The organism is Streptomyces luteosporeus (assembly GCF_039532865.1).
In the GTDB taxonomy this organism is placed as follows: Bacteria; Actinomycetota; Actinomycetes; order Streptomycetales; family Streptomycetaceae; genus Streptomyces; species Streptomyces luteosporeus.
Window position 1 is genome coordinate 1 of the sequence record NZ_BAAASL010000046.1, and the last position, 1,457, is coordinate 1,457.

Sequence of the window (1,457 nt, forward strand, 5' to 3'; positions counted from 1 at the left end):
GGATCTGCCCTGGCTTCAGGAGATCGGAAGACCTCGGCCGTCGCGGCGCTTGCCGGTGGTGCTGACCCCGGATGAAGTGGTTCGCATCCTCGGTTTTCTGGAAGGCGAGCATCGTTTGTTCGCCCAGCTTCTGTATGGAACGGGCATGCGGATCAGTGAGGGTTTGCAACTGCGGGTCAAGGATCTGGATTTCGATCACGGCACGATCATCGTGCGGGAGGGCAAGGGCTCCAAGGATCGGGCCTTGATGTTACCCGAGAGCTTGGCACCCAGCCTGCGCGAGCAGCTGTCGCGTGCACGGGCATGGTGGCTGAAGGACCAGGCCGAGGGCCGCAGCGGCGTTGCGCTTCCCGACGCCCTTGAGCGGAAGTATCCGCGCGCCGGGCATTCCTGGCCGTGGTTCTGGGTTTTTGCGCAGCACACGCATTCGACCGATCCACGGAGCGGTGTCGTGCGTCGCCATCACATGTATGACCAGACCTTTCAGCGCGCCTTCAAACGTGCCGTAGAACAAGCAGGCATCACGAAGCCCGCCACACCGCACACCCTCCGCCACTCGTTCGCGACGGCCTTGCTCCGCAGCGGTTACGACATTCGAACCGTGCAGGATCTGCTCGGCACTGTTGCAAAGTTAGCGATGAGGCAGCCTTTTGTCTTATTCAAAGGCCTTACATTTCAAAAACTCTGCTTACCAGGCGCATTTCGCCCAGGGGATCACCATAATAAAATGCTGAGGCCTGGCCTTTGCGTAGTGCACGCATCACCTCAATACCTTTGATGGTGGCGTAAGCCGTCTTCATGGATTTAAATCCCAGCGTGGCGCCGATTATCCGTTTCAGTTTGCCATGATCGCATTCAATCACGTTGTTCCGGTACTTAATCTGTCGGTGTTCAACGTCAGACGGGCACCGGCCTTCGCGTTTGAGCAGAGCAAGCGCGCGACCATAGGCGGGCGCTTTATCCGTGTTGATGAATCGCGGGATCTGCCACTTCTTCACGTTGTTGAGGATTTTACCCAGAAACCGGTATGCAGCTTTGCTGTTACGACGGGAGGAGAGATAAAAATCGACAGTGCGGCCCCGGCTGTCGACGGCCCGGTACAGATACGCCCAGCGGCCATTGACCTTCACGTAGGTTTCATCCATGTGCCACGGGCAAAGATCGGAAGGGTTACGCCAGTACCAGCGCAGCCGTTTTTCCATTTCAGGCGCATAACGCTGAACCCAGCGGTAAATCGTGGAGTGATCGACATTCACTCCGCGTTCAGCCAGCATCTCCTGCAGCTCACGGTAACTGATGCCGTATTTGCAGTACCAGCGTACGGCCCACAGAATGATGTCACGCTGAAAATGCCGGCCTTTGAATGGGTTCATGTGCAGCTCCATCAGCAAAAGGGGATGATAAGTTTATCACCACCGACTATTTGCAACAGTGCCCCTTAACGTGAGTTTTCGTTC

2 protein-coding genes are annotated in these 1,457 nt (G+C 56.8%); one reads left to right on the forward strand and one right to left on the reverse strand.

Going from position 1 to position 1,457, the window contains the following annotated elements:
* Nucleotides 1-778 (forward strand): integron integrase (locus tag ABD361_RS30280; protein ID WP_425583370.1); only part of this gene is annotated, 778 nt, incomplete at its 5' end.
* On the opposite strand, the gene ABD361_RS30285 is transcribed toward ABD361_RS30280, so the two are convergent.
* Nucleotides 669-1,373 carry an IS6-like element IS26 family transposase gene (locus ABD361_RS30285; protein WP_001067855.1) on the reverse strand — a complete coding sequence of 235 codons (705 nt, stop codon included), beginning with the start codon at nucleotides 1,371-1,373 and terminating at the stop codon, nucleotides 669-671. The two genes, ABD361_RS30280 and ABD361_RS30285, sit on opposite strands and share 110 nt — an antisense overlap.
* Nucleotides 1,374-1,457: the final 84 nt, after the last annotated feature.